The organism is Bradyrhizobium sp. CCGB12, from assembly GCF_024199845.1.
GTDB lineage: Bacteria > Pseudomonadota > Alphaproteobacteria > Rhizobiales > Xanthobacteraceae > Bradyrhizobium.
Window position 1 is genome coordinate 3493290 of the sequence record NZ_JANADO010000001.1, and the last position, 18255, is coordinate 3511544.

Annotated in this window: 19 protein-coding genes; 11 read left to right on the forward strand and 8 right to left on the reverse strand. The window is 64.7% G+C overall.

Annotation, left to right across the window (positions count from 1 at the left end; all coding sequences use genetic code 11):
- Positions 1–13 precede the first annotated feature (13 nt).
- Together NLM27_RS16830 and NLM27_RS16835 are read left to right on the forward strand one after the other, a co-directional pair.
- Positions 14–496 carry a (2Fe-2S)-binding protein gene (locus tag NLM27_RS16830; protein WP_254144366.1) on the forward strand — a complete coding sequence of 161 codons (483 nt, stop codon included), beginning with the start codon at positions 14–16 and terminating at the stop codon, positions 494–496.
- Positions 496–4026 (forward strand): molybdopterin cofactor-binding domain-containing protein, encoded by a 3531-nt coding sequence (locus NLM27_RS16835; protein WP_254144367.1) that lies wholly within the window; start codon positions 496–498, stop codon positions 4024–4026. Before NLM27_RS16830 ends, NLM27_RS16835 begins: the two co-directional genes overlap by 1 nt.
- A gap of 205 nt (positions 4027–4231) precedes the next feature.
- Here the strand turns inward: NLM27_RS16835 and NLM27_RS16840 are convergent, their stop codons facing one another.
- Complete coding sequence (locus tag NLM27_RS16840; RefSeq protein WP_254144368.1) at positions 4232–5200, reverse strand: catechol 2,3-dioxygenase; 969 nt, start codon at positions 5198–5200, stop codon at positions 4232–4234.
- Between the two features lie 440 nt (positions 5201–5640).
- Between NLM27_RS16840 and NLM27_RS16845 the strand changes: the two genes are divergently transcribed.
- Positions 5641–7380 carry an ATP-binding protein gene (locus NLM27_RS16845; protein WP_254144369.1) on the forward strand — a complete coding sequence of 580 codons (1740 nt, stop codon included), beginning with the start codon at positions 5641–5643 and terminating at the stop codon, positions 7378–7380.
- Positions 7381–7459: 79 nt separating this feature from the next.
- Here the strand turns inward: NLM27_RS16845 and NLM27_RS16850 are convergent, their stop codons facing one another.
- Together NLM27_RS16850 and NLM27_RS16855 are read right to left on the reverse strand one after the other, a co-directional pair.
- Positions 7460–7690: a DUF6894 family protein gene (locus tag NLM27_RS16850; RefSeq protein WP_254144370.1), complete on the reverse strand. Its 231-nt coding sequence runs from the start codon at positions 7688–7690 to the stop codon at positions 7460–7462.
- Between the two features lie 7 nt (positions 7691–7697).
- Positions 7698–8429: a Crp/Fnr family transcriptional regulator gene (locus NLM27_RS16855; RefSeq protein WP_254144371.1), complete on the reverse strand. Its 732-nt coding sequence runs from the start codon at positions 8427–8429 to the stop codon at positions 7698–7700.
- 138 nt (positions 8430–8567) lie between these two features.
- Here NLM27_RS16855 and NLM27_RS16860 point away from each other — a divergent pair, with 138 nt between their 5' ends.
- A complete protein-coding gene (locus NLM27_RS16860) occupies positions 8568–8771 on the forward strand; it encodes a hypothetical protein (protein ID WP_254144372.1) in 204 nt (67 codons plus the stop codon).
- 33 nt (positions 8772–8804) lie between these two features.
- Here NLM27_RS16860 and NLM27_RS16865 read toward each other — a convergent pair whose 3' ends face one another.
- Positions 8805–8948 carry a hypothetical protein gene (locus tag NLM27_RS16865; protein ID WP_254144373.1) on the reverse strand — a complete coding sequence of 48 codons (144 nt, stop codon included), beginning with the start codon at positions 8946–8948 and terminating at the stop codon, positions 8805–8807.
- 275 nt (positions 8949–9223) lie between these two features.
- Between NLM27_RS16865 and NLM27_RS16870 the strand changes: the two genes are divergently transcribed.
- Positions 9224–9379, forward strand: coding sequence for a hypothetical protein (locus NLM27_RS16870; protein WP_254144374.1), 156 nt, complete (start codon positions 9224–9226; stop codon positions 9377–9379).
- A gap of 16 nt (positions 9380–9395) precedes the next feature.
- On the opposite strand, the gene NLM27_RS16875 is transcribed toward NLM27_RS16870, so the two are convergent.
- Positions 9396–10019: a ParB-like protein gene (locus NLM27_RS16875; protein ID WP_254144375.1), complete on the reverse strand. Its 624-nt coding sequence runs from the start codon at positions 10017–10019 to the stop codon at positions 9396–9398.
- A gap of 318 nt (positions 10020–10337) precedes the next feature.
- Here NLM27_RS16875 and NLM27_RS16880 point away from each other — a divergent pair, with 318 nt between their 5' ends.
- The 6 genes from NLM27_RS16880 to NLM27_RS16905 all read left to right on the forward strand — a co-directional run bounded on the left by NLM27_RS16880 (position 10338) and on the right by NLM27_RS16905 (position 15109).
- Positions 10338–10679: a hypothetical protein gene (locus NLM27_RS16880; RefSeq protein WP_254144376.1), complete on the forward strand. Its 342-nt coding sequence runs from the start codon at positions 10338–10340 to the stop codon at positions 10677–10679.
- A gap of 221 nt (positions 10680–10900) precedes the next feature.
- Entirely contained in the window at positions 10901–11188 is a 288-nt protein-coding gene (locus NLM27_RS16885) for an acyl carrier protein (protein ID WP_007592476.1), read from the forward strand.
- Between the two features lie 10 nt (positions 11189–11198).
- Complete coding sequence (locus NLM27_RS16890; protein WP_254144377.1) at positions 11199–11669, forward strand: 3-hydroxyacyl-ACP dehydratase FabZ family protein; 471 nt, start codon at positions 11199–11201, stop codon at positions 11667–11669.
- Positions 11666–12874, forward strand: a complete 1209-nt coding sequence (locus tag NLM27_RS16895) for a beta-ketoacyl-ACP synthase (RefSeq protein WP_254144378.1) — start codon at positions 11666–11668, stop codon at positions 12872–12874. The genes NLM27_RS16890 and NLM27_RS16895 overlap by 4 nt, the downstream gene beginning before the upstream one ends.
- A gap of 16 nt (positions 12875–12890) precedes the next feature.
- The gene (locus NLM27_RS16900; protein ID WP_254144379.1) at positions 12891–14168 is read left to right on the forward strand and encodes a beta-ketoacyl-ACP synthase; all 1278 of its coding nucleotides are present in this window, start codon (positions 12891–12893) and stop codon (positions 14166–14168) included.
- Positions 14169–14176: 8 nt separating this feature from the next.
- Positions 14177–15109 carry a lipid A biosynthesis lauroyl acyltransferase gene (locus NLM27_RS16905; RefSeq protein ID WP_254144380.1) on the forward strand — a complete coding sequence of 311 codons (933 nt, stop codon included), beginning with the start codon at positions 14177–14179 and terminating at the stop codon, positions 15107–15109.
- Between the two features lie 477 nt (positions 15110–15586).
- On the opposite strand, the gene NLM27_RS16910 is transcribed toward NLM27_RS16905, so the two are convergent.
- The 3 genes from NLM27_RS16910 to NLM27_RS16920 are packed head-to-tail and all read right to left on the reverse strand — an operon-like array spanning position 15587 to position 18234.
- Positions 15587–16711 (reverse strand): polyamine ABC transporter substrate-binding protein, encoded by a 1125-nt coding sequence (locus tag NLM27_RS16910; RefSeq protein ID WP_254144381.1) that lies wholly within the window; start codon positions 16709–16711, stop codon positions 15587–15589.
- 7 nt (positions 16712–16718) lie between these two features.
- The gene (locus tag NLM27_RS16915; RefSeq protein ID WP_254144382.1) at positions 16719–17900 is read right to left on the reverse strand and encodes an aminotransferase; all 1182 of its coding nucleotides are present in this window, start codon (positions 17898–17900) and stop codon (positions 16719–16721) included.
- A gap of 7 nt (positions 17901–17907) precedes the next feature.
- The gene (locus NLM27_RS16920) at positions 17908–18234 is read right to left on the reverse strand and encodes a rhodanese-like domain-containing protein (RefSeq protein WP_254144383.1); all 327 of its coding nucleotides are present in this window, start codon (positions 18232–18234) and stop codon (positions 17908–17910) included.
- Positions 18235–18255: the final 21 nt, after the last annotated feature.

Consider the following 18255-nt stretch of genomic DNA (forward strand, 5'->3'; position numbering starts at 1 on the left):
CTTGGGAACGAGGATGACGCAGACACCGATCCGCCTCACCGTGAACGGCAGGATCCACGAGGTCACTGCAGAGCGCCAGACGCCGCTGCTCTATGTGCTGCGCAACGACCTCGCGCTCAACGGGCCGAAATATGGCTGCGGCCTCGGTGAATGCGGCACCTGTACTGTCCTGATCGATGGGGCCGCAGCGCGCTCCTGCGTGATTCCCGTGAGCGGCTGCGTCGGGCGCGACATCGTTACGCTCGAAGGTCTCGGCACCCGCGACAGGCCTGATGTGGTGCAACAGGCCTTCATCGACGAGCAGGCCGCGCAATGCGGCTACTGCCTCAACGGCATGATCATGACCACCAAGGCGCTTCTCGCAGTCAATCCACGACCGACCGAACAGGAGGCACTGGCGGCATTGCGCTACAATCTCTGCCGCTGCGGCACGCATGTCGAGATCCTGCGCGCGGTGATGCGCGCATCCGGGCAGCTCACCGAGGCCGCTGATTGATGGCCTCCCCTGCTTCGACCGGAACTACGGGGCCATCCGGCTCGCTCGTCGTCGTCCGTAGCGTGGACGAGGTCACATTCGAAACCTTCGTCCGCATCACCGCGGATGGGTCGGTCACGGCCTATAACGGCCATGTCGATCTCGGCACCGGCATCCGCACGGCGCTCGGTCAGATCGTCGCCGAAGAATTGGATGTGTCCTTTGCCCGCGTCGTCGTCGTGCTCGGCGATACCGCATTGGTGCCGAACCAGGGCGCGACCATCGCGAGCGAAACCATCCAGATCACCGCCGTTCCCCTGCGCAAAGCCGCCGCGCAAGCGCGACACTTCCTGATCGCGCGAGCGGCGGAACGGCTGGAGCTGCCGGAGACCGACCTCAGGATCGAGGACGGCCTCGTGCGCGGGCACGACAACCGCAGCGTCAGCTATGGCGAGCTGATCGGCGGCGAGACCATTCGCCTCGAACTCGCCGACGACGTCGCCGTGAAACCCGTCGGCGAGTACGCCATCGTCGGCCAGTCGATGCCGCGTGTCGATCTTCCGGCCAAGGCGACGGGCGAGCTGACCTTCGTGCACGACATCCGCGTACCGGGCATGCTGCACGGCCGCGTGGTACGTCCGCCCTATGCCGGTGTCGATGCCGGCCCGTTCGTCGGCACCAGCCTGATCGCCGTCGATGAGTCCTCCGTACGCGATATCCCCGGCATCATAGCCGTCGTGCGCCTCGGCGATTTCGTCGGCGTAGTCGCCGAGCGCGAGGAGAACGCGATCCGCGCGGCGGAGCAACTCGCGGTGAGCTGGAAGCCAACGCCTGAGCTCACCAACCTCGCCGACGTCGAGACGGCACTCCGCGCCAATCCCTCGACACCGCGCACGCTGATCGACAAGGGCGATGTCGATGCTGCGATATCAGGTGCAGCCAGGCCGATGCAGCGCACTTACGTCTGGCCCTATCAGATGCACGCCTCGATCGGTCCCTCCTGTGCCGTCGCCGACTTCCAGGACGGCAACATCCGCGTCTGGTCCGGCACGCAGAACCCGCATTTGCTGCGCAGCGATCTGGCGCTGCTGATCGAGCGTCCCGAGAGCGAGATCGAGGTCATCCGGCTGGAAGCGGCCGGCTGCTACGGCCGCAACTGCGCCGACGACGTCACCGCCGACGCGCTACTGCTCTCCCGCGCGGTCGGCCGGCCCGTGCGGGTGCAGCTCACGCGCGAGCAGGAGCACGCCTGGGAGCCCAAGGGCACCGCGCAGCTCATCGACGTCAATGGCGGCCTCGACGCCGACGGCAGCATCGCCGGTTACGATCTTGCCACGCGCTATCCCTCGAACGCCGCGCCGACGCTGGCCCTGCTGCTGACGGGTCGGATCTCGCCCGAGCCCGCCGTTCTCCAGATGGGCGACCGCACCGCGATCCCGCCCTACGATTACGACAACATGCGCGTCGTCGCCCACGATATGCCGCCGATCGTGCGCGCCTCCTGGTTCCGCGGCGTCTCGGCGCTGCCGAACACTTTTGCGCACGAATCCTATATCGACGAGGCCGCGACCGAGGCTGGTGTCGACCCCATCGAGTATCGCCTGCGCTATCTCAAAGACCAGCGCGCGGTCGATCTCGTCAACGCGGTCGCCGAACGCGCCGGCTGGACGCCTCGGCCGGTGCGCGAGGAGAAGGAGGGCGAAGTCGTGCATGGGCGGGGCTTTGCCTATGCGCTTTATGTCCACAGCAAATTTCCGGGCTATGGCGCGGCGTGGTCGGCGTGGGTCACCGACGTCGCCGTGAACAAGGCGACCGGCGACGTCAGCGTCACGCGCGTCGTCGCGGGACAGGATTCCGGCCTGATGATCAATCCGGACGGCGTGCGCCACCAGATCCACGGCAACGTCATCCAGTCCGCCAGCCGCGCGCTGATGGAGGAGGTCTCGTTCGAGCGCGGCGCGGTGGCGGCGCGCGAATGGGGCGCCTACCCGATCATCCCTTTCCCCGATGTGCCCAAGATCGACGTGCTGATGCTGCCGCGTCAGGACCAGCCGCCGCTCGGCGTCGGCGAATCCGCTTCGGTACCGAGCGCCGCGGCGATCGCGAACGCGATCTTCGATGCCACCGGCGTGCGTTTTCGCGAGCCGCCATTCACGCCCGAGCGGATCCTGCAAGGGCTGCACGCCGATGCACCGGCGACGCCCCAGGCCCTGCCCGCGCCGGCCCCGTCGCCGCCGTCTCGCATCTGGGAGAATCCCTTCGCCAAACGCGCCGGCATCTTCGCGACGATTGCGGCCGTCTGCACCGCCGCGATCGGCATCGGCGCCGCTCTCCTGCCCGGGCGGACCATCGCACCGATCGCACGTCCCGACGCGTCGGTCTATTCCGCCGCGACGATAGCGCGCGGCCAGCAGCTCGCCGCGCTCGGCAATTGCGCCGAGTGCCACACCAGCCCCGGCGGTGCGATCAATGCCGGCGGGCGTGCGCTGGAGACACCGTTCGGCACGATCTACGCGACCAACATCACGCCCGATGTCGAAACCGGCATCGGCGCCTGGTCCTATCCCGCCTTCGAGCGCGCGATGCGCGACGGGCTGCATCGCGACGGACGGCAGCTTTATCCCGCCTTCCCCTACACGCACTTTTCAAAGACCAGCGATGCCGACCTTCAGGCCCTCTACGCCTACCTCATGGCCCAGCCTGCAGTGCGCGCGTCAGCAACGGCGAACAGGCTGGCCTTCCCTTTCAATCTCCGCCCGCTGCTCGCTGGTTGGAATGCGCTGTTCCATCGAACCAAGGAGTTCAAACCCGATCCTGACAAATCCGAGGTCTGGAATCGCGGTGCCTATCTCGTCGAGGGCCTCGGCCATTGCAGCGGCTGCCATACGCCACGCAATGCGCTCGGCGCCGAGCAGCGTGAGGCCTATCTCGCCGGCGGCTTTACCGAGGGCTGGGAGGCGCCCGCGCTGACGTCGCTCTCGCGCGCGCCGATTCCGTGGAACGAGGACGAACTGTTCGCTTACTTGCGCACCGGTCATTCGCGCTATCACGGCGTCGCGGCCGGCCCGATGGCGCCTGTCGTCAGGGACCTCAGGGCCCTCCCCGACCAGGACATCCGCGCGATGGCGGTCTATCTCAACTCGTTCAATGACATCGCGAGCGACCGGCAAAAGCTGGATGCGCTTGCGATGAGCCTCGAGAGCGCAACGCAGGTTACCGTCGCCTCATCCAGCGGCGCGCGGCTCTACCAGGGCGCCTGCGCCGTCTGCCACGAGGTCGGCGGCCTGCCGCTGTTCGGCAGCCGGCCCTCGCTCGCGCTCAACAGCAATCTGCACAGCGCCACGTCGGACAATCTCGTGCAGGTGATCCTGCACGGCATCGCAGAACCGGTATCGAGCGACCTCGGCTACATGCCGGCGTTCAGGAACAGCATGAGCGACACGCAGGTCGAGGAGCTTGTCAGCTTCCTTCGCAAACAGTTCGCGCCGAACAAGCCGGCCTGGACCGGCGTCCGCGAGACAATCGCGCGTGTGCGATCGTCGGCGCACTGAGGCAACAAGGAAAGCTTGGCTGGGACTCGCCTGCGGCCATCCTTCGAGACGCCCGCCTGCGGCGGGCCCTCAGGATGAGGACGGAGTGCGTGGCAGCAGTTCTATAGGCAGAGCTGCCGCTTAGCCTCATCCTGAGGAGACCGCGAAGCGGTCGTCTCGAAGGACGAGGCGCTTGCTCAGCCCCGCCAAGCCAACATACTTTGACTCACCCGTGCTTCTTCGCCTCCACGGGCGGCGTCCCATGCGTGTGGAACGACTCGATCGTCTTCAATCCCCAGGCCTGGCCCTTCTTGCGCTCCTCCTCGGTCCACACGATCGGCTTCCAGTCGGGCGCGAGGATGAGGCGCGCGCCGGCATTGGCAACCTCGACGCGGTTGCCGCCGGGCTCGTAGACGTAGAGGAAGAAGGTCTGCTGGATCGCGTGCTTGTGCGGGCCGGTCTCGATGTGCACGCCGTTCTCCAGGAAGATATCTGCAGCGCGCAAAATCTCCTCACGGCTATCGAGTGCATAGGTCACGTGATGGAAGCGGCCGGGCGTGCCGGAATGGTCGAGCGAATAGGCGAAGTCGTAGCTCTTGTTCGACATCGTCAGCCACATCGCCGCTTCCCGGCCGTCGTTGAGCACGATCTGCTCGGTGAGTCGGCAGCCGAGATAGTTCTCGAAGAACTCGCGATTGGCCCTGATGTCGACGGCGAGGCAGTTGAGATGATCGAGGCGGCGGACGTTGACGCCGCGCGCCGGAAAGCGCTGCGCCTGGTTCTTCAGCGCGGGCTTCAACTCCGGCGGAGCCTGATACCATTCGGTCTCGTAGTAAAGCTCGACGATGTGGCCATCAGGATCGCGGCAGCGGAAGGTCGGCCCCTGCCCCATGTCACCGTCGATCCAGCCGATGTCGAAGCCGGAGCCCTTGAGCGCGGCGACCCGGCGCTCCAGTGCCTGCTGGCTGCGCGCGCGCAACGCCATATGCTCCATGCCCGACGTCTTCGAGGCCGTGAGCTTGAGCGAATAGCGCTCGTAGTCGTCCCAGCCGCGCAGGTAGACCGACTCGCCCTTCTGCCCGCTGACGGTCATGCCCATGACGTCGACGAAGAATTTCAGGCTCTCGTCAGGCTTGGGCGTCAAGAGCTCCATGTGGCCGAGATGAGCAAGATCGAGGATCGGTTCCGGCTGCATGCTTTCCTCCAAACGTGGCTGCCAGGCGTGGCTGCGAACCGCGGGACCACGCAATCGGACGCAGGACTGCAACGCGCTCACGCCCGGCCCGGGACCGAAGCCGCCGGATCATTTGTACCAATGTACAAATGATTAGGTCTCGTCAAGAAATCAAACGTTGCCCCGAATCGGCACGATGCGCCGCTCACGATGACGATGGTTCCCCGACCGGCCGGCCCGACTGCCCGAATGGTAAAGTCTTCCTTAATAGCCTCAGCCCGCCCGGGCTTGGAAATGCAGCTTTTCGCGCCACCTCCGCCCAAAAGTATGTATTGGGAACCAATCTTACCGCGGAATTGCCGCGGATTTAACGAAGCGGCTACACCTGCGGCTTAACCGTTTGTCCAGCCACGGTCGCGCATAGTTCGGACCAATCCTTGCTCTTCTCAGGTTCAGCTATCGTGACATCCTTTGGACGCGTGATTTCGGTTCGCGGCTCGCTCGCCCGGGTCGGGCTTCTGGCTGAAAGCCGGATGCCGGTCTCGGAGGTCCGGGCGACCGTCGGCCGCTTCGTGAGTATCCGCTGCGCAAGCTCGATCATCGTCGCGATGATCACCGAGGTGTCTTGCGAAAACCTGTCGGGCAGCGACAACTTCATCGCGATCGCCTCGGTCGACCTGCTCGGCGAAATCCTCAACGCCGCCGACAAGGCCAAATTCCAGCGCGGCGTCACCAACTATCCGACCATCGGCGATGCGGTCGACCTGATCACGAGCCAGGAGCTGCGCACGATCTACGCGCCCACCGGGTCGGACCAGATCAATGTCGGCTTCCTCCAGCAGGACCGCTCGGTCGTCGCCTATGTCGATGTCGAGGAAATGCTGTCCAAGCACTTCGCGGTGCTGGGATCAACCGGCGTCGGCAAGTCGACCGGCGTCTCGCTGTTGCTCAACGAGATCCTGAAGGCGCGGCCGAACCTGCGCATCTTCCTGCTCGACGTGCACAACGAATATGGCCGCTGCTTCGGCGACCGCGCGCTGGTGCTCAATCCGCGGAACCTGAAGCTGCCGTTCTGGCTGTTCAACTTCGAGGAAATCGTCGACGTGCTCTTCGGCGGCCGCGCCGGCGTGCCCGAAGAGCTCGACATCCTCGCCGAGGTGATCCCGCTCGCCAAGGGCGTCTACACCCAGTACCAGAACGCCGACCGCATCGGTCTCAAGCGCATCGATCCCAAGCAGATCGGCTACACCGTCGACACGCCGGTGCCCTATCGCCTGGTCGACCTGATGTCGCTGATCGACGAGCGCATGGGCAAGCTCGAGAACCGCTCCTCGCGCATCATCTATCACAAGCTGATCTCGCGCATCGAGGCCGTTCGCAACGATCCGCGCTACACCTTCATGTTCGACAACGCCAATGTCGGCGGCGACACCATGGCCGAGGTCATCAGCCATCTGTTCCGCCTCCCGGCCAACGGCAAGCCGATGACGGTGATGCAGCTCGCCGGCTTCCCGGCCGAAGTCATCGATTCCGTCGTCTCTGTGCTGTGCCGCATGGCCTTCGATTTCGGCCTGTGGAGCGACGGCGTATCGCCGCTGCTGTTCGTCTGCGAGGAAGCGCACCGCTATGCCTCCGCCGATCGCAACATCGGATTCGGCCCGACCCGCAAGGCGGTGTCGCGCATCGCCAAGGAAGGCCGCAAATACGGCGTCTATCTCGGCCTCATCACCCAGCGTCCGGCCGAGCTCGACGCCACCATCATCTCCCAGTGCAACACGCTGTTCACGATGCGTCTTGCCAACGACCGCGACCAGGCGCTGCTGCGCGCCGCGGTGTCGGACGCGGCCGCGAACCTCCTGTCGTTCGTACCGTCGCTCGGCACCCGCGAGGTGCTGGCGTTCGGCGAAGGCGTCGCACTGCCGACGCGGCTGCGCTTCAAGGAGGTGCCGCCGCATCAACTGCCGCGCGGCGAAGCCACCATCAGCAGCGTGCCCTCGGTCACCTCCGGTCACGACATGCATTTCGTTGGCGCCGTCCTGGAGCGATGGCGCGGCGCCACCTCGCAGCGCGACGTGCCGAACGATCCGGTATTCTCGGCCCCGCCCGCCAAGACGCTCGGGAGCGTCGAGGCCCCGATGCTGCAACCCTCGATGGGCCTCGATCCCGACCGCTTCTCGCTGCTGAAGAAGCCGTTGCGGTAAGGGGCGGACGCCACCATCAAGGAACCGCGCGCCATTCGGACGCAGGATTGAGACCGAACCCGCGGATGCGGCTCGCCGCCTAACCCCGGTCGACCTCGAGCGCGAACGATATCCTCATGCAGGGAGTGCCGTCCTCGCGGACGGCCACCACGACGTGATTTGCGCTACCGATGATAAAGACGTCGCGGGCGATGGATGCGCCGGTCAGCAGAGCCTCCTTGCGCGCCGCGTCCTCGTCCACGAAGTCGCATCCATCCTCGTCCGGGATGAAGCGGCCGTTCTCATGGATGTCGAAATGGAATCGCGGCATCTGCGACTCAAAGCGTTGGCGATTGGTGCAAATAACGATCGTCGAAATCCGCAAGTTCCAGAAATTTTCGCTCGTCGAGCACCGTAACGCGGCCGCGATGGAACTCGACGATCCCTTCCTGACGCAGTTGCTTGATCACACGGTTGGCGTGCACGGCGGTAATGCCCAGAGCCTCGCCGATCTGCTCCTGCGTCAGCGGCATCTCGAAGCTGTCGCCGTCGACACGGCCGATGACCCTGAGGCGGTCGCGCAATTCGATCAAGACATGGGCGAGCCGCGCGGGTGCGGAGCGTTGGCCGACATTGACGATCCATTCGCGAAACATCGCGGAGTCGATCAGCGTGTCCCGCCAGAATATCTCGGCGACGCTGGGTCTGCGCCGGTGCAGTGCCCGCAGCGCCTCGTGACTGATGAAGCCGAGTGTCGACGGCGTCAGCGTCGTCAGGTCGTGATCCATCACATGCAGGAACAGGCTCATCAGGTCCGGGATTTCGCCGGGGATATGGATGGAGAGGATCTGCCGCTTGCCGCTCGGGATCGTCTTGGAGCGCACGCTGAAGCCGTCGACGATCAGGCAGCAGTCGGTGGCCCGCTCTCCATCCCGCACCACGGGTGTTTCTGCGGGGAATTGCCGCACCGAAATCGGAAGGGATTCGATCTCCTTGACGTCGTCATCCGAGATTCCGGAGGAGATGCGCAGGCGTCTCACAAGCGCCGCGCGGATTGCATCGCTGGGCACCTGAATGGCTCCGCTTGTTCAACTCATACGCATGACTGCGCCGTGGAGATGAAACCCCCGATCCGCTAGCCCGGTTCCAACAAAAGTTAAGGACGCCCCTGCTCGTGCATGATTGTCTTTGCGTGGAAAGGCTAAACCATGCCCAAGAAGCGCAACCGCACGCGTCCAGTCCTGTCGCTCCAACAACGCCTGAACAAGTTCACGCAAGAGGCCCGCGCCGCGGCCAAGAACCTGCCAGCCGGCGCCGAGCGCCGCGCGCTGTTGCAGAAGGTACGTGACGGCGAAGCCGCCGCGGAGATGGAGCGCTTGCTGTCCTCACCAGACCCGCATCACCCGAAGTGATCTGGTTGCTCGCAGCCGCGAGGCGCTATCCTGCTAGCGCTTGCCCATCAACTCGAGCGCCGGAGCAAAGCGCTCGGAGAATGTCAGCGTCTTTGCATGGTGAACCGCGGCGAACGATGCCGAAATTCCTGCCGAGGCGACCGCGAGCGCGGCAATGACGAAAAACAGACGGCGCATTCTGGCCTCCTGTGTGAGCTCGACTACTCTAAACAGTGGGACGGCACTGTTTCAGGACGGTTTCGTCGGCACGGAAAATGATTTCGCTCAAGCCCCTGTGATGACGTCCGGCTTATCGGGGCCGCGGATCATAGCCACGTAACTAATGTCGTCGTTGTCTTGCGACCGTGGCGAGTCCCGCCGGGAATTTTCTGTGCGCGACCATGATCGCCAGCCGCAAGATTACCGCGACAAGCAGCATCTGCTGAAATGCGGAGTGATCGAGGACTATTCAAATGAACGTCGTCATCCGGAAGCTCAATGGTCTGTGGCACCTCATCGTCGGGTCGTGCCAGATCCGAACGCCGTTCCTGGAAACCCAGGACCGCGCCCTGGTCGTGACTTATGCCCGGCGCCTCTACCCCGGCGCCAAGATCTTCCAGCGCGACTGATCCGAGCGTTGCGCGCCTAATCGTCCGCCGCCGGCCCGCACCAGCCGGGCAGATAGACCGCATCCTTGCTTCTAGCGGAGACCATCGCCTTCTCGAGCGCCTTGCCGAAATCGGCATCGACCGCCTTGCGCGAGAGCTTTCGGCGCAGATAGTCGGCCCACAGGAATTCGGAGAACGGGGTCGTATCCTTGGCGAAGCCGCCGATGCGGCGGAGCTCGCCGGCAAGGCTGCGGAAAGGGTCATCCTTGAGGTCGACGACCGATTTCGGCAGGTCGCGGAACGGCCGCCTCTCGCCCTTGGCGTCGTAGGGATAGACCCAGCGCTTGTTGTCCATGACGCCCCAGAAGGCCTCGCGCTCGACCATTCTGAGGTCGCCGACGATGGTGACCAGCACCTCCTTGATGCCCTCGTCGTGCAATGCGCGGCCGAGATGATGATGGTCGATCACGTAATAGCGCTCATCCGGCCCGTAGACGACGGGGATCATGTGCTTGCCGAGCAGGTCGGCCTGCTTCTTCCTGTCGTGCTCGCGCCAGCGCTTGCGCTTCTCCTTGACCTCGCGCATGCCGACCGTCATCTGCGTCGGCCGAAGCGACAGGATCGGGACCGGATGCACTCTCGGCTCGCGCGTATTGGTCATGGTCGAACGGTCCCTTGAATGATTGGAATTTGGCGGATCGGGTTCCCTGGACTATGCCATGGCCCCTGGGCCGGCAACATGCGTTGGGCGGCCCGCGGAGATCACAAGCCGATGTGAACGGGGAACGGAGGCCCCGGCCGTTATTGCAACGCACCCCGCGCATTCCTGACCGCATCGCGGCCGGCTCCGTGACGATTGACAGTGCGCCATGCAAAATAGTGCGAGCAGACAATACACGTGCGCGTTGAGAAGATTTTCTGCAACGCGTTCATCACGTGTGCTATCTAAAAATCGCTGCTTCGGAGTGATCCCCGCCCCATGAAAACCCAGCGGCCCATAAGCTCTGATGACGAGCACCGGGTGCTCCAGTTCAGGCCGCGCAACGCGTCTTCCCCGATGGTTCACCGGGGCGGCGGCACCGTGCAGCCGCTGCGCGTCGCGCCCGAGCCGCTCGACCTGTCGCGCTACGAGCAACCCCGCACCGAACCGGACCATTTTCGCCACCGCATGCTCGCCAACATCGCCGCGCTTGCCTTCACCATCGCGCTGACCGCGGTCGGGATCTGGCTCGCGGTGAGCATTGCCGACCTGCGCCGGACCCAGGATTGCGTGCTGATGGGCCGGCGCGACTGCGTGAAGATCGTGACGCCGCAGACCTAGGCCGGCCCGCCGCCGGTCCTGCGCCGTAAGGGCCTTCAACAGGCGTCCCCAGCCCTTTCTCAAGGCCTGCCCGGCTCCATTGAACTCGGAGCGGCGCTCCGATATACGGGCTTTCGACCCGGCCAGAGGGGGGTTTGAGGGCGTCATCAGGGGCGCGATGCCCGCCCACCGCGCCACTCTGGAAATCTGACAAATATCCGCAATATATCAAAGGCTTAGTGATGTCTTCCACATTCGATCAGGTCGCCACGATCATCGCTGAAACCTGCGACATCCCGCGCGACACGATCACGCCGGATAGCCATGCCATCGACGATCTCGGCATCGACAGCCTCGATTTCCTTGATATCGCCTTCGCGATCGACAAGCAGTTCGGCATCAAGCTGCCGCTGGAAAAGTGGACCCAGGAGGTCAACGACGGCAAGGCGACCACCGAACAGTATTTCGTGCTGAAGAACCTGTGCGCGCGCATCGACGAGCTCGTCGCGGCCAAGGGCGCGAGCGCCTAAGCGCGCAGCCATGCAACTCGAATACTTCCACATGATCGATCGGATCGTCGACCTCAACGTCGACGAGAAGACGATCGTCGTCGAGGCCCTGGTTCCGAACGCAAGCACCATCTTCGAGGGACACTTCCCGGGCTATCCCTTGATGCCCGGCGTGCTCCTGATCGAATCGATGGCGCAGGCTTCGGGCTGGCTTCAGCTCGGCGTGCTCAAGTTCGAGCGCATGCCGATTCTCGCCGCCGTGAAGGAGGCCAAGGTCCGCGGTTCGGTCTTCCCCGGTGATCTCATGAGCATCGAGGCGACCCTGTCCCATCAGGGTTCGGGTTACGCGGTGACCGAAGCCAAGATCCGGGTCGGCGGCAAGCTGCGCGCGAATTCGACGCTCACCTTCACGCAGATCCCCTTCCCCAATGCGGATATGCGCGGACACATGGACGCGATCGCCAAGCGCGTCGGCTTTCCGCAACAGGCCGTTTCGCCATGACTGACACTCCCGCTACGAAGCCCGGCCAGACGGAAGTCTGGATCACCGGCATTGGGCTTGCCACCTCGCTCGGCGAGGGACTGGACGCCAACTGGGCCGCGCTCCAGGAGAAGCGCATCAATGTCGACGAGAAGGGCTTTGCGCCCTACATCGTCCATCCCTTGATGCCTGTCTCTTTCGACAGCCAGATTCCGAAGAAGGGCGACCAGCGCCAGATGGAAGCCTGGCAGCGCATCGGCACCTATGCCGCGGGCCTGGCGCTCGATTCCGCAGGGATCAAGGGCAACAAGGACATCCTGTCCAAGATCGACATGGTGATCGCCGCAGGCGGCGGAGAGCGCGATCTCAACGTCGACACCGGCGTGCTCACGGCCGAGGCCAAGGGCGCCAACGCGCCCGGCTTCCTCAACGAGCGGCTGATGAGCGATCTCAGGCCGACGCTGTTCCTGGCCCAGCTCTCGAACCTCCTCGCCGGCAACATCGCCATTGTCCACGGGCTCGGCGGCACCTCGCGCACCTTCATGGGCGAAGAGGTTGCCGGCGCCGATGCCGCCCGCATCGCGCTTGCGCGCATCGCCTCGGGCGAGAGCGACATTGCGCTGGTCGGCGGCTCGCACAATGGCGAGCGCAAGGACCTGATGGTCCTCTACGAGTTCGGCGACTTCAACCTGAAGAACAAATTCGCTCCGGTGTGGGCGCGCAAGGACCACCCGGGCTTCGCGCTCGGCTCGGCCGGCGCGTTCCTGGTGCTGGAATCGCGGGCGCATGCGGAGGCGCGCGGGGCAAAGCCGTTCGCGAAGCTGTCGAGCGTCGTTGCCGATCTCGCCCGGCGCAAGCAGGGCGGCGACATGACCGCGACGCTCGAGAAACTTTGGGCCAAGCTGCCGAAGCGCGACGGCAAGGGCGCGATCATCACGGGCGCGACCGGGGCGGAGCCGGCCACGAGCGAAGAGCGCAGCTTCCTGAAGAGCCATGCGGATCTCCCGGTGCGCTCGACCGGCACGATGTTCGGACACGCCATGGAGACGCAATTCCCACTCGGCATTGCGCTCGCCGCACTGGCGATCTCGCGCGGCGCGTTGTTCCCGCCGAACGATTCCACGGGCACCGAGATTGAAATGCAGGGGGCGCCCACCCAGATTGTGGTGGTCGGAGCCGGACACTGGCGCGGCGAAGGCATGGCGCTGGTCGAGGCGGTCAGCTAACGCGTTTGGGGGACACATGACTGCACCACGCGACAAACTCGGGCGTCCCGTCGTCGTCGTCACCGGCATGGGCATCATGACCTCGCTCGGCAACGGCAAGGCCGACAATTGGGCAAAGCTGGTCGCCGGCGAGTCCGGCATCCGCACCATCACCCGCTTTCCGGTCGACGGCCTGAAGACCACGATGGCCGGCACGGTGGATTTCGTCAGCGTCGATCCGTTCTCCTCCACCGGCCTCTCCGAGCGGATGGCCGAGCTGGTGACCGAGGAAGCGCTCGAGCAGGCTGGCATCGGCGCCAGGGCCGATTTCCCGGGCCCGCTCTTCCTCGCGGTCGCACCGGTCGAGGTCGAATGGCCGCAGCGCCGCGAGCTTGGCCGCGCCGTCGGCGCGCCCGACTTCACCTATGACGATTTGCTGCGCATCTCCGGCGGCGGCAAGTACAGCGCCTATCATCACCGCTTCATGTTCGGCTCCGTGGCCGCGCACCTCGCCGAGATGTTCGGCACCAAGGGTTCGCCGATCTCGCTGTCGACGGCCTGCGCCTCGGGCGCGACCTCGATCCAGCTCGGCGTCGAAGCGATTCGCCGCGGCGAGACCGATGCCGCGCTGTGCGTCGCGACCGACGGCACCGTAAACCCCGAAGCGCTCGTGCGCTTCTCGCTGCTCTCGGCGCTCTCGACCCAGAACGATCCGCCGCAGGCGGCCTCCCGCCCCTTCTCCAAGAACCGCGACGGTTTCGTCATGGCAGAAGGCGCCGGCGCTCTCGTGCTGGAAAGCTACGAGGCAGCGACCGCGCGCGGCGCAAAAATCCTCGGCGTGATCGCCGGCTGCGGCGAGCTCACCGATTCCTTCCATCGCACCCGCTCGTCTCCCGATGGGAAACCGATCATCGGCTGCATGAACAAAACGCTGGCCGATGCCGGCATGACGCCGGACCAGATCGACCACATCAACGCGCACGGCACCGCGACGCCCGAGAACGACAAGATGGAGTTCAACACGACCTCGGCCGTGTTCGGCGAGCTCGCGCAGAAGATTCCGGTCACCTCCAACAAGTCGATGGTCGGCCACACCATCTCGGCCGCCGGCGCGGTCGAGGCGATCTTCTCGCTGCTCACGCTCGAGCATCAGCGCATCCCGCCGACGATCAACTACGACAATCCGGATCCCACGATCCTGTTCGACGTCGTCGGCAACAAGGCACGCGATGCCCGCGTCACCGCGGTCATGTCGAACTCGTTCGGCTTCGGCGGCCAGAACGCCTCGCTGATCCTGACCCGCGAACCGGCCTGACCGGACGCATGGCGCTGCTGACTGCGAGCACGAAGGCCCGCGCGCGGGAGGTTGCCAAATCAGTCGGCGGAAGCCTGATCGGCGCCGCCACCGTCGCCATGCTGCGCACTACGCGCTATTTCGATCCGGCCAAGACCTCGGACTTCTTCTCACGCGTTGTCAAGTTGATCGGGCCGCGCCTGCGCGAGCACCGCATCGGCCGCGCCAACCTCACCGCTGCCTTTCCGGAAAAGTCGCCCGAAGAGATCGAAGAGATCCTGATGGGCGTCTGGGATAATCTGGGCCGCGTCGGCGCCGAGTTCGCCCATATGGATCACGTATGGGATTACGACCGCGACCATCCGGAGAAGAGCAAGATCGAGCTGCCCCAGCGCAGCATCGAGCTGTTTGACCAGATCCGCGACGACGGCAAGCCGGCACTGATCTTCGCCGCGCATCTCGCCAATTGGGAGTTGCCGGCGCTCGCCGCCGTCGCGCATGAGCTGGATACCGCGATCCTCTATCGCCGGCCGAATATCGCTTCCGCCGACCGCATCATCCAGGAGATGCGGCAGGTCAACATGGGCACGCTGATCCCTGCGGGGCGCGACGCGCCGATCCGCCTCGCGCAGGCGCTCAAGGACGGCAAGCACGTCGCCATGCTGATCGACCAATATCTGACCGGCGGCGTCGAGGTCACCTTCTTCGGCCGCAAGACTCGCGCCAATCCGATGCTGGCGCGACTCCTGCGCCAGGTCGACTGCCCGATCCACGGCGTCCGCATCATCCGCCTGCCCGGCGGCCGCTTCCGCGGCGAACTCACCGAGGAGGTCAAGCCGGTCCGCGATGCCGACGGCAAGATCGACATCCCCGGCACGACGCAGGCGATCACGAGCGTGGTGGAGAGCTGGGTGCGCGAGCATCCCGAGCAGTGGCTGTGGCTGCACCGGCGGTGGCGGTAGGCGCGTCGGCCCGGAGCGCGCTTTCGTCATAGTCCGCTGTCATCGCTCGGCTCGACCGGGCGATCCAGTACTCCGTGACGCCAGTGATTGAACCGAGAAGCTGCGGCGTACTGGATGCCCCGCTTTCGCGGGGCATGACAGCGATGGTTAGGAGACAGCTTGCGCTCCTGACGCACGCTTCGCATCGAGAGCGGCATTGAACCTGATGGCCACGATGCCATTCGTGCCAGTGTTTTGCCCGACGTGTCAAAGCAGCGGAAGCTGATGAGTCGGATGCGCTCGGCTTGTCTCGCAGGCTCACTTTTCACGACGCGCAAGGTGTTTCGGTTCCTTTGCGCCCGCCCGTCGATAAAACCAATCCGCATCGCGACTTAAGCACCGCCACCGCCGGCAGCGCTCCGGAGGCGGTTCTACTGTGCATGGGGTTGTTTTGCGGAAAATAATTGCGGGGGTGATCCGAGGCGCGATCGCGGCCCCTCACCTTCCCGTCTTCACCTTGGTCCAGAGCCGGTTGATGATGCGCTGGGTCGCCGGCTCGCGCGCGGTGATGACGAACAGTTTTGAAAGCGTCGCCTCGTCCGGATAGATGTTCTTGTCATCAAGGATCTTCGGATCGACCAGCTTCTGGCTGGCAAGGTTGCCGCTCGCGTAGGACAGGAAGTTCGAATTCTTGGCGGCGACATCGGGGCGGTAGAGATAGTTGATCAGCTCGTAGGCTTCCGCGACGTTCTTGGCATCCGCGGGGATCGCGAGATTGTCGAAGAACATCTGCGCGCCCTCCTTCGGGATGGCGTAGCCGATCTCAACGCCGCTGCTATTGTCTTTCTTGGCTTCCGCCGCGCGGGCACGCGCCTGCATGATGTCGCCGGACCAGCCGACCACGAAGCAGATCTCGCCGGTGGCGAGCGCGCTTAAGTATTCGGACGAGTGGAATTTTCGCACGGACGGGCGGACCTTTGCCACGACATCGGCAGCCTTCTCGAGGTCAGCCTGCTTGGTCGAGTTCGGATCGAGCCCGAGATAGTTCAGCGCCGCCGGAAAGATGTCGTCGGCGGAATCGAGCATGTGCACGCCGCAGTCTTTGAATTTTGCCAGGTTCTCCGGCTTGAAGACGATGTCCCAGCTGTCGATCTTCGCGTCAGGCCCCAGGATCTGCTTCACCTTGGCGACGTTGTAGCCGATGCCCGTCGTGCCCCACATGTAGTTGGCGGCGAAGTCGTTGCCGGGATCGTAGGTCGCAAGATGCTTGGTCACCATCGGCCAGGCATGGCTAAGGTTCGGCAGCTTCGACTTGTCGAGCTTCTGGAAGATGTTGGCCTTGATCTGGCGCTGCAGGAAATAGGCCGTGGGCACCACGACGTCATAGCCGGACTTGCCGGCCATCAGGCGCGTCTCCAGCGTCTCGTTGGCGTCGAAGGTGTCGTAGACAACCTTGATGCCCGTCTCCTTCGTGAAGGCCTCGAGGACGTCAGGCGCCATGTAGTTCGACCAGTTGTAGAAGTTGACGACCCGCTCCTCGGCCCCGGCGGGGGCGGAGAGCAACGTCAGCGCTGCGGCGATTGCAAAACCGAGGCAAAGCCTGGAGCGGCCGACGTTCGTCATCTCAGGTCTACCTTTTGCGCCCGCGCACCGCGTCCGACAACCGCTCCAGCGCGGTGTCGAGCGTCTCGTCCTTCTTGGCAAAGCAGAAGCGCACCACTGATGTCACCGGATCCTGCTCGTAGAAGGCCGACACCGGAATGGCCGCGACCTTGTAGTCCTTCACGATGCGCCAGCAGAACTCGGTGTCGCTCTCGTTGAGCCCGAGCGGCGACAGGTCGACGGTGAGGAAGTAGGTCCCTTGCGACTTCAGCACGGGGAAGCCGAGGCTCTCCAGCCCCTTGGTCAGGCGGTCCCTGCTCCGCGTCAGGTCCTTGCGCATCGACAGGAAGTAGTCGTCGGACTTGCCGAGCCCATAGGCGACGGCGGCTTGCAGGTTCGGCGCGGTCGTGAAGGTCAGGAACTGGTGCACCTTGGCGGCGACACGCAGAAGCGGCGGCGCGGCGCAGACGAAGCCGATCTTCCAGCCGGTCAGTGAAAAAATCTTGCCGGCCGAGCCGACCTTGATGGTGCGGTCGCGCATGCCGGGGATGGTGATCAGCGGGATGTGCTTGTGCTCGTCGAAGGTGACGTGCTCCCAGACCTCGTCGCAGATCGCGATGACGTCGAACTCTTGGCAATAGCGCGCCAGCAGCTCGAGATCCTCGCGTGGATAGACCACCGCGGAGGGATTCAAGGGGTTGTTGAAGAGCACCGCCTTGGTCTTTGAATTGAAGACGCTTTTCAGCATGTCCTCATTCAGCCGCCAGTGCGGCGGCTCGAGCCGGACGAGGCGCGGAATGCCTCCGGCCTGGCGGATGATCGGCAGATAAGAATCGTAGACCGGCTGGAAGCACACCACCTCGTCGCCCGGCTGGACCACCGCCAGGATCGCCGAGGTCAGCGCCTCAGTGCCGCCGGAGGTCACCATCACCTCGCTCATCGGATCGAGCTTGAGACCGTGCCAGTGGCCGTAATGGGTCGCGATCGCCTGGCGCAACTCCGGCAGGCCCATCATCGACGGATACTGGTTGTAGCCGTTCAGCGAGGCCTCGGCCGCGGCGCGGCGGATGTCCTCGGGGCCGGGATCGTCAGGGAAGCCCTGGCCGAGATTGATGGCGGCATTGTCGCGGGCGGCTTGCGACATCGCCTCGAAGATGGTGACAGGAAGGTCGGCGAAGACCTTGTTCAGCGAAGAGCTCTTGGTCGTCATCTTGAGGTCAGCCGCCGACCTTGCTGGGAAGACCGGCCGCCTTCCAGCCCAGCATGCCTCCGGCCAGATGTTTGTCGTAAGGCAGGCCCGCCGCCTGCGCCGCCAGCGAGGCCGTCACCGAGCGCTTGCCCGAGCGGCAGGCAAACACGACCTGCTTTCCGGCGGGATCGGGGATCGCCTTGGGATCGAAGGTCGAGAGCGGCACCACGACGCCGTAGGGATAGGCCTCGGCCTCGACCTCGTTCGGCTCGCGGACATCGACGAGCAGATAGCGGCCTTCCTCGACACCCTTGGAGACCTCGTCCGGGGTCAGATCCTGTACCTGGTTTGCCACATCATCCTCCAACGTCGCACC

What these genes read in the sequence shown, in the direction of transcription:
- NLM27_RS16890 (WP_254144377.1), top strand. Translation starts at nt 11,199, where the DNA reads ATGCAACTCGAATACTTCCACATGATCGATCGGATCGTCGACCTCAAC.
- NLM27_RS16865 (WP_254144373.1), bottom strand. Translation starts at nt 8,948, where the DNA reads ATGCGCCGTCTGTTTTTCGTCATTGCCGCGCTCGCGGTCGCCTCGGCA.
- NLM27_RS16895 (WP_254144378.1), top strand. Translation starts at nt 11,666, where the DNA reads ATGACTGACACTCCCGCTACGAAGCCCGGCCAGACGGAAGTCTGGATC.
- NLM27_RS16870 (WP_254144374.1), top strand. Translation starts at nt 9,224, where the DNA reads ATGAACGTCGTCATCCGGAAGCTCAATGGTCTGTGGCACCTCATCGTC.
- NLM27_RS16915 (WP_254144382.1), bottom strand. Translation starts at nt 17,900, where the DNA reads ATGACGACCAAGAGCTCTTCGCTGAACAAGGTCTTCGCCGACCTTCCT.
- NLM27_RS16840 (WP_254144368.1), bottom strand. Translation starts at nt 5,200, where the DNA reads ATGCAGCCGGAACCGATCCTCGATCTTGCTCATCTCGGCCACATGGAG.
- NLM27_RS16860 (WP_254144372.1), top strand. Translation starts at nt 8,568, where the DNA reads ATGCCCAAGAAGCGCAACCGCACGCGTCCAGTCCTGTCGCTCCAACAA.
- NLM27_RS16900 (WP_254144379.1), top strand. Translation starts at nt 12,891, where the DNA reads ATGACTGCACCACGCGACAAACTCGGGCGTCCCGTCGTCGTCGTCACC.
- NLM27_RS16905 (WP_254144380.1), top strand. Translation starts at nt 14,177, where the DNA reads ATGGCGCTGCTGACTGCGAGCACGAAGGCCCGCGCGCGGGAGGTTGCC.
- NLM27_RS16850 (WP_254144370.1), bottom strand. Translation starts at nt 7,690, where the DNA reads ATGCCGCGATTCCATTTCGACATCCATGAGAACGGCCGCTTCATCCCG.
- NLM27_RS16885 (WP_007592476.1), top strand. Translation starts at nt 10,901, where the DNA reads ATGTCTTCCACATTCGATCAGGTCGCCACGATCATCGCTGAAACCTGC.
- NLM27_RS16875 (WP_254144375.1), bottom strand. Translation starts at nt 10,019, where the DNA reads ATGACCAATACGCGCGAGCCGAGAGTGCATCCGGTCCCGATCCTGTCG.
- NLM27_RS16835 (WP_254144367.1), top strand. Translation starts at nt 496, where the DNA reads ATGGCCTCCCCTGCTTCGACCGGAACTACGGGGCCATCCGGCTCGCTC.
- NLM27_RS16880 (WP_254144376.1), top strand. Translation starts at nt 10,338, where the DNA reads ATGAAAACCCAGCGGCCCATAAGCTCTGATGACGAGCACCGGGTGCTC.
- NLM27_RS16830 (WP_254144366.1), top strand. Translation starts at nt 14, where the DNA reads ATGACGCAGACACCGATCCGCCTCACCGTGAACGGCAGGATCCACGAG.
- NLM27_RS16910 (WP_254144381.1), bottom strand. Translation starts at nt 16,711, where the DNA reads ATGACGAACGTCGGCCGCTCCAGGCTTTGCCTCGGTTTTGCAATCGCC.